This window comes from Bacillus sp. SN1 (assembly GCF_002796895.1).
In the GTDB taxonomy this organism is placed as follows: domain Bacteria; phylum Bacillota; class Bacilli; order Bacillales; family Bacillaceae; genus Bacillus; species Bacillus inaquosorum.
This window is the reverse complement of record NZ_PHIE01000001.1, coordinates 704871-712507: the sequence shown is the minus strand read 5'-3', so window position 1 is coordinate 712507 and position 7637 is coordinate 704871. Positions and strand designations below refer to the sequence as shown.

General features: G+C 44.4%; 1 protein-coding gene. It reads left to right on the top strand.

Annotated elements, in window-relative coordinates:
- On the top strand, nucleotides 1–7620 hold the full coding sequence (locus tag CVV77_RS03620) for a beta-ketoacyl synthase N-terminal-like domain-containing protein (protein WP_100274668.1): 7620 nt from the start codon (nucleotides 1–3) through the stop codon (nucleotides 7618–7620).
- Nucleotides 7621–7637 lie beyond the last annotated feature (17 nt).

Genomic DNA, 7637 nt, shown 5'->3' with positions numbered 1-7637 from the left:
ATGCTGAACACAGAAGACATTCTCTGTAAAATGCTTTTCGCACAATTACAGTCCATAGGGTTTTTCACAGAAAGTAAATCCCAGCCGGTATTGGAGAATTTCTATGGCAGATGGTTTGAAGAAAGCCAATCGATTTTAGAACGGCATCAATTTCTCAAGCGAACGGAGAACGGACATGTTCCAACACGCTCAATAGGCACCATGAGTGAGCTGTGGAAAGAATGGAATGAACAAAAATCTGACCTGCTTCAAGACAATAATATGAAAGCCATGGTGACATTGGTGGAGACAGCACTGAAAGCCTTGCCGGATATTCTGACCGGCAAGGCGTCTGCCACCGATATCCTGTTTCCGAATTCATCTATGGATTTAGTAGAAGGGGTCTATAAAAACAATCAAGTCGCAGACTATTTTAATGATGTGCTGGCGGACACGTTAGCGGCCTACCTGCAAGAACGTCTGAAGCAAGAGCCTGAGGCGAAGATTCGAATATTAGAAATCGGAGCCGGGACCGGCGGTACAAGCGCGGCTGTTTTTCAAAAATTGAAAGCATGGCAGACACATATAAAAGAATATTGCTATACAGATCTGTCTAAAGCATTTTTAATGCATGCAGAAAATAAGTACGGTCCGGACAATCCGTATTTGACATATAAACGATTTAATGTGGAGGAGCCGGCATCTGAACAGCATATTGATCCGGGGAGCTATGACGTGGTCATTGCAGCGAATGTGCTTCATGCGACGAAAAATATCCGGCAGACATTGCGAAATGCAAAAGCAGTTTTGAAAAAGAACGGGCTGCTCCTATTAAATGAAATAAGTGATCATAATATATATTCGCATTTGACGTTCGGCCTTTTAGAGGGCTGGTGGCTGTATGAGGATCCTGACCTCCGTATACCGGGCTGCCCGGGTCTGTATCCGGACACTTGGAAGATGGTGCTTGAGAGTGAGGGATATCGCTATGTATCCTTTATGGCTGAACAATCACATCAGCTCGGCCAGCAGATCATTGCTGCTGAAAGTAATGGAGTCGTCCGGCAAAAGAAGAAAACTGAGACAGAAGAAGATACAGGCCATTTACAAATAGATGCTGAAAAAGATCATTCACAAGAAAATGCTTCTCTCATTGAACAAACGGCACAATTTGTGAAGCATACGCTGGCAAAATCAATAAAACTATCACCAGAGCGTATTCACGAAGATACGACATTCGAAAAGTATGGAATCGATTCGATTTTGCAGGTCAATTTCATTCGTGAATTAGAAAAAGTGACGGGGGATCTTCCAAAAACCATTTTATTTGAACATAACAACACGAAAGAACTCGTCGATTATTTAATTAAGGAACACGAAAGCAAGCTTCGGACAACATTGTTAAAAGAAAAGAAACAGCCTGCAAAAAATGAAGCGCCTCTTCAAACAGAACGTACAGCTCCTAATAAGCCGTTTACTTTTAACACGCGCCGCTTTGCCGAAGAGCAGCAGGTCAAAGAAACTCAGCAAGCATCAAATAACGAGTTGAAAAAGGAAAAGACAAGCCATTTCCAAGTGGTGCAGACGAATGATCCTAGTATAGAAGATATCGCAATTATCGGGGTCAGCGGACGCTATCCGATGTCTGATAGCTTAGAAGAGCTATGGGCGCATTTAATCGCTGGAGACAATTGTATTACAGAGGCTCCGGAATCCAGATGGCGCACATCGTTATTGAAAACATTATCAAAAGATTCAATACAGCCGGCAGATCAGAAGCGTTATGGCGGTTTTTTACAAGACATAGAATCGTTTGACCATCAGCTTTTTGAGGTGGAGCAAAGCCGAGTAATGGAAATGACGCCGGAACTCCGCTTATTTTTAGAAACCGCCTGGGAAACATTTGAGGATGGCGGCTATACCCGAACCAGGCTGGATGAACTGCGGGATGGAGACACCGGAGTGGGCGTTTTTATTGGGAATATGTATAACCAGTATTTTTGGAATATACCATCATTAGAGCAGGCAGTCCTCAGCTCAAATGGGGGAGACTGGCATATCGCAAACCGCGTTTCCCATTTTTTCAACCTGACCGGACCGAGTATTGCTGTGAGCTCAGCATGCTCCAGTTCATTAAATGCCATTCATCTTGCCTGTGAAAGCCTGAAATTGAAAAGCTGCTCTATGGCAATTGCAGGAGGGGTCAATTTAACACTCGATCTCTCAAAGTATGATTCTTTGGAGCGAGCCAATCTGCTGGAAAGCGGAAATCAAAGCAAAAGTTTTGGCACAGGAACCGGGCTTATTCCCGGGGAAGGCGTTGGAGCTGTTCTGTTAAAACCGCTTTCGAAGGCAATTGAGGATCAGGATCATATTTATGCTGTGATCAAAAGCAGCTTTGCCAACCATAGCGGCGGAAGACAGATGTATACAGCTCCAGACCCGAAGCAGCAAGCAAAATTAATTGCCAAGTCGATTCAGCAGTCGGGCATTGATCCGGAGACTATCGGCTATATTGAATCAGCGGCAAATGGTTCAGCGCTGGGTGATCCTATTGAAGTGATTGCCCTGACAAATGCGTTTCAGCAATACACAAATAAGAAACAGTTTTGTGCGATTGGCTCTGTCAAATCCAACCTGGGGCATTTGGAGGCGGCTTCCGGCATCTCTCAGCTGACAAAAGTGCTGCTGCAGATGAAGAAGGGCACGCTGGTGCCGACAATCAACGCAACACCTGTCAATCCAAATATTCAACTGGAAAACACGGCTTTTTATCTTCAGGAACAATCGGAGCCATGGCATCGCTTGAATGATCCTGAAACCGGAAAGAAATTGCCTCGCAGAAGCATGATCAATTCCTTCGGAGCGGGGGGAGCCTATGCCAATCTCATTATAGAAGAATATATGGAGAGGGCCCCTGAGAAACACATCGCTTCCCGCCAGGAGGAATTTACAGCCGTTTTTTCAGCAAAAACAAAATGGAGCCTGCTCAGCTATCTTGAACACATGCAATTGTTTTTAGAGAAGGAAGATGCTCTGGATATTGAACCAATTGTACAGGCTTTACACAGGAGAAACCACGATTTAGAGCATAGGGCTGCATTTACAGTAACATCGACTCAGGAACTGATTGAAAAACTAAAGGTGTTCCGAACATCAAAAGAAAGTTCACTCCAGCAAGGTATTTATACATCATTCGATTTACAGCCATGCGCGGAATCAGCCCATAAGGAAAGAAAAACAAGTGCAGCAGAGCAATGGGCAGCAGGGGCATCCATTGATTTTAAAGAAGCTGCTCAAGGGAACCGATCCGGCTGGGTTCATCTGCCTCACTATGCATTTGATCATCATACAGCATTTCATTTCGATGTTCCTGCAGGTGATGGGAAAACATCGGCTGTCGAAAGCAATATCAATCATCCGGTCAAAGACCAATTCACATATGATGAGCCTTACGTGCAGGGCCACGCGCTCAACAATGAACGGGTGCTTGTCGGTGCAACATACAGCAGTCTGGCCATTGATGCATTTTTTAATTTGTTTCCTGAGGAAAACAGCGGCCGTATCAGCAAATTAAGCTATATCAATCCAATTGTCATCAAACAAGGCGAGACCATTGAACTGCAGGCAAAGCCGTTTCAAAAGGATCATGTCATAGAATTACACATCATGTATCGCGAGATGGCCTCTGATATATGGAAGCCCGCCGCAATCGGACAATGCGGAAGAAGTTCTTTTGATCCAAAAAAAGTCAATATCGAGAGCTTAAAGCATTCATTAACCGAGCTTCATCACATCGATCAGATGTATAAAACTGGAAACGGGCCTGAGTGGGGAGAGCTATTTAAGACGATTACTCATCTTTACAGAGACAATATGTCGATACTGGCAAAAATTCGCCTGCCTCAAAGCGGTCTGGCAAACGGGCATCATTACACTGTAAGCCCATTGATGACAAACAGCGCCTACTTGGCTATCCTCAGTTTCTTAGAGCAATTTGACATTGAGGGCAGTTTCCTGCCATTTGGAATCAATGATATTCAATTTACAAATCATACGATACAAGAGGATTGCTGGCTTCTGATTACATTGGTTAAGAATACAGGTGACATGCTGCTGTTCGATGTAGATGTGATCAATGAATCGTCAGAAACGGTGCTGCACTATTCGGGGTACTCGTTAAAACAACTGCGTGTTTCAAATCAATTCAGCAATGAAAATCAGAACCGCGGTTTAAAAGATCGTATCAGAAGCTATGTAACAGATAAACTGGCAGTAAACATGGCCGACCCGTCAAAACTGTCTCTTTCAAAAGCTCATATTATGGATTTAGGAATCGATTCTTCTCAATTGGTTGCATTAACAAGGGAGATGGAATCAGAGACAAAGATCGAATTAAATCCGACGTTGTTTTTTGAATATCCGACTGTTCAAGAGCTGACCGATTTTTTTGCGGACAAACATGAAGCATCATTTGTTCAAATGTTTGGTGAAGTTAATCAGCAGCAGGAACGCTCAGCTCAAATCGAAAACCAAATGAAACAAATACCGGCTTATGAGATGAAGACGGATAAATCAACCGAACTTATGGCCGACGGTATGGCGATTATTGGCATGTCGGGACAGTTTCCGAAAGCAAACAGTGTAACGGAATTTTGGGATAATATCATTCACGGAAGGAACTGTATCTCTGAAGTGCCAAAAGAACGCTGGGACTGGCGTAAATTTGCCTCAGCTGATAAAGAGGGACCATCAAGTCTTCAATGGGGCGGATTTATTGAAGGAATAGGTGAGTTTGATCCGCTGTTTTTTGGCATTTCACCTAAAGAAGCGGCACATATGGATCCGCAGGAGTTTCTGCTCTTGATACATGCATGGAAGGCGATGGAAGACGCAGGCTTAACAGGACAGGCCTTATCCGGCCGTCCGACAGGAGTGTTCGTCGCAGCCGGCAATACGGATACAGCTGTGATTCCTTCCTTAATTCCAAACCGTATCTCCTATGCACTGGATGTAAAAGGGCCAAGCGAATATTACGAAGCTGCCTGCTCATCAGCTCTTGTGGCTTTGCACAGAGCCATACAATCCATCCGAAATGGCGAATGTGAGCAAGCCATTGTCGGGGCTGTGAATTTGCTGCTTTCACCAAAAGGCTTCATTGGCTTCGACTCAATGGGATATTTGAGTGCGGAAGGACAGGCCAAATCCTTTCAAGCAGATGCGAATGGCTTTGTCAGAAGTGAAGGAGCAGGGGTTCTCATCATTAAACCTTTGCAAAAAGCCATAGATGATTCTGATCATATTTATTCGGTTATTAAAGGTACAGGTGTATCGCATGGCGGCAGGGGAATGTCACTTCACGCGCCAAATCCGGTTGGTATGAAGGATGCAATGTTTAAGGCTTATCAAGGAGCGCAAATCGATCCAAAAACAGTAACCTATATAGAAGCGCATGGGATCGCCTCTCCATTGGCAGATGCGATAGAAATGGGTGCGTTAATTTCAGGATTAAGCCAGCTTGAATTGGAACTTCCACAAGAAGTACAGGAGGAAGCGCCATGTTATATCAGCAGCTTAAAGCCAAGCATTGGACACGGTGAACTGGTCTCCGGCATGGCTGCTCTTATGAAAGTCAGCATGGCGATGAAGCATCAAACAATACCAGGCATATCCGGATTCTCTTCTTTGAATGATCAGGTGTCAATGAAGGGCACCCGTTTTAGAATGACTGCAGAGAACCAGCAGTGGGAGGATATAAAGGACGGCGCTGGCAGTAAAATCCCGCGCAGAGCGAGTATCAACAGCTATAGCTTTGGAGGCGTAAATGCGCACGTCATTTTAGAAGAATATATTCCTTCACCAACAGCACCGGCTAATATGAATGAGAATGAAGCATACATGATCGTCCTTTCTGCAAAGAGCCAGGACAGGCTAAAAGCCGTTGTTCAACAGCAGCTAGATTATGTGAACAAACAACAAGAACTGTCATTCCAACATTATGCTTATACACTTCAAACCGGGCGAGAGGAGATGGGTGAACGGCTGGCGCTGGTCGTCCGCAGTAAAAAAGAACTCGTAATCGGCTTGCAAGACTGGTTAACAGCTGCGGAAAAAGGCGAAAAGCCGAAAAGGTCTGTACCCGTCTTTAGCGGAAATGCAGAAGAGGGCTCATCAGATATCGAAACTTTGCTTGATGGTCCATTAAGAGAAATGGTAATAGAGACACTGTTGTCTGAAAACAACCTTGAAAAGATTGCATTTTGCTGGACAAAAGGGGTGCAAATCCCGTGGGAGCAGCTTTATCAAGGAAAAGGTGCACGAAGAATACCGTTGCCGACCTATCCATTTGAAAAGAGAAACTGCTGGAATGGCTTTCAAGCAATAGAGAATACGCTCTCTGTATCACACGATGAGCACATCAACAGCAGCGATCATCACATGTTAGCTGATGTATTAGGGATGGCTCCAGAAGAACTGCATCCTCATAAGCCATTGCAGCATTACGGATTTGATTCGATTTCTTGCATACAGTTATTACAGCAATTGCAATCAGAAGTTGATCCTTTCATCACCTTGCCGGAGCTGCAAGCATGCCAAACCGTGCAGGATATGACGGACTTGATCGCAAAGAAACAGGAGGATTCATCCATACAAAACGAGCACACTCGTACATTTCCGGAATTGATACCGTTAAATGACGGCAAGCGGGGGCGCCCTGTATTTTGGTTTCATGGAGGAGTAGGAGGCGTTGAAATCTATCAGCAATTTGCACAAAAAAGCCAGCGACCTTTTTATGGAATTCAAGCAAGGGGATTTATGACTCAACATGCTCCTTTGCATGGAATTGAACAAATGGCTTCCTATTATATAGAGATCATTCGAGCCATACAGCCGGAAGGCCCTTACGATGTAGGCGGATATTCCTTAGGCGGAATGATTGCATATGAAGTCACACGCCAGCTCCAAAGCCAAGGCCTCACTGTCAAAAGCATGGTGATGATTGACTCTCCATACAGTTCTGAGACGAAAGAGCATGAGGCTTCTATGAAAACGTCAATGCTGCAAACAATCAATACAATGCTGGCATCGATTGCGAAGCCGGATAAACTTACTGACGTTCTCATCAGCCGCGAAGAGGTAGACACAAGCAGAGAGGATGAAGAATTCCTGTCTGAGCTGATCGATTTGGCAAAGAAACGGGGATTAAACAAACCGGAGAAGCAAATACGTGCGCAGACTCAGCAAATGATAAAAACACAGCGTGCCTATGATTTTGAAGTGTACACTGTACAGCCTCTGCCTGATCCTGAGGCGGTAAAATGTTATTACTTCCGCAACAAAAGCAGGTCTTTCTTTGGTGATTTAGACATTTATTTCACTTTCTCAAATGAAAAAGCACCGTTCGATCAAGCTGCCTACTGGGAGGAATGGGAGCGTCAAATTCCCCAGTTCAATCTGATAGATGTCGATTCAAGCAACCACTTCATGATATTAACGGAACCAAAAGCGTCCAGAGCCATGTTAGAATTTTGCGAAAAGCTCTATTCAAACAAGGGAGTAGTGAACGCGAATTTCCTTAAGGCTTTCCGGAAAAAACATGAAGCAAGAGAAGAAAAGGAAGATGAATTGGTGAAGCGCTGAGAAACACAAAAGCCCCC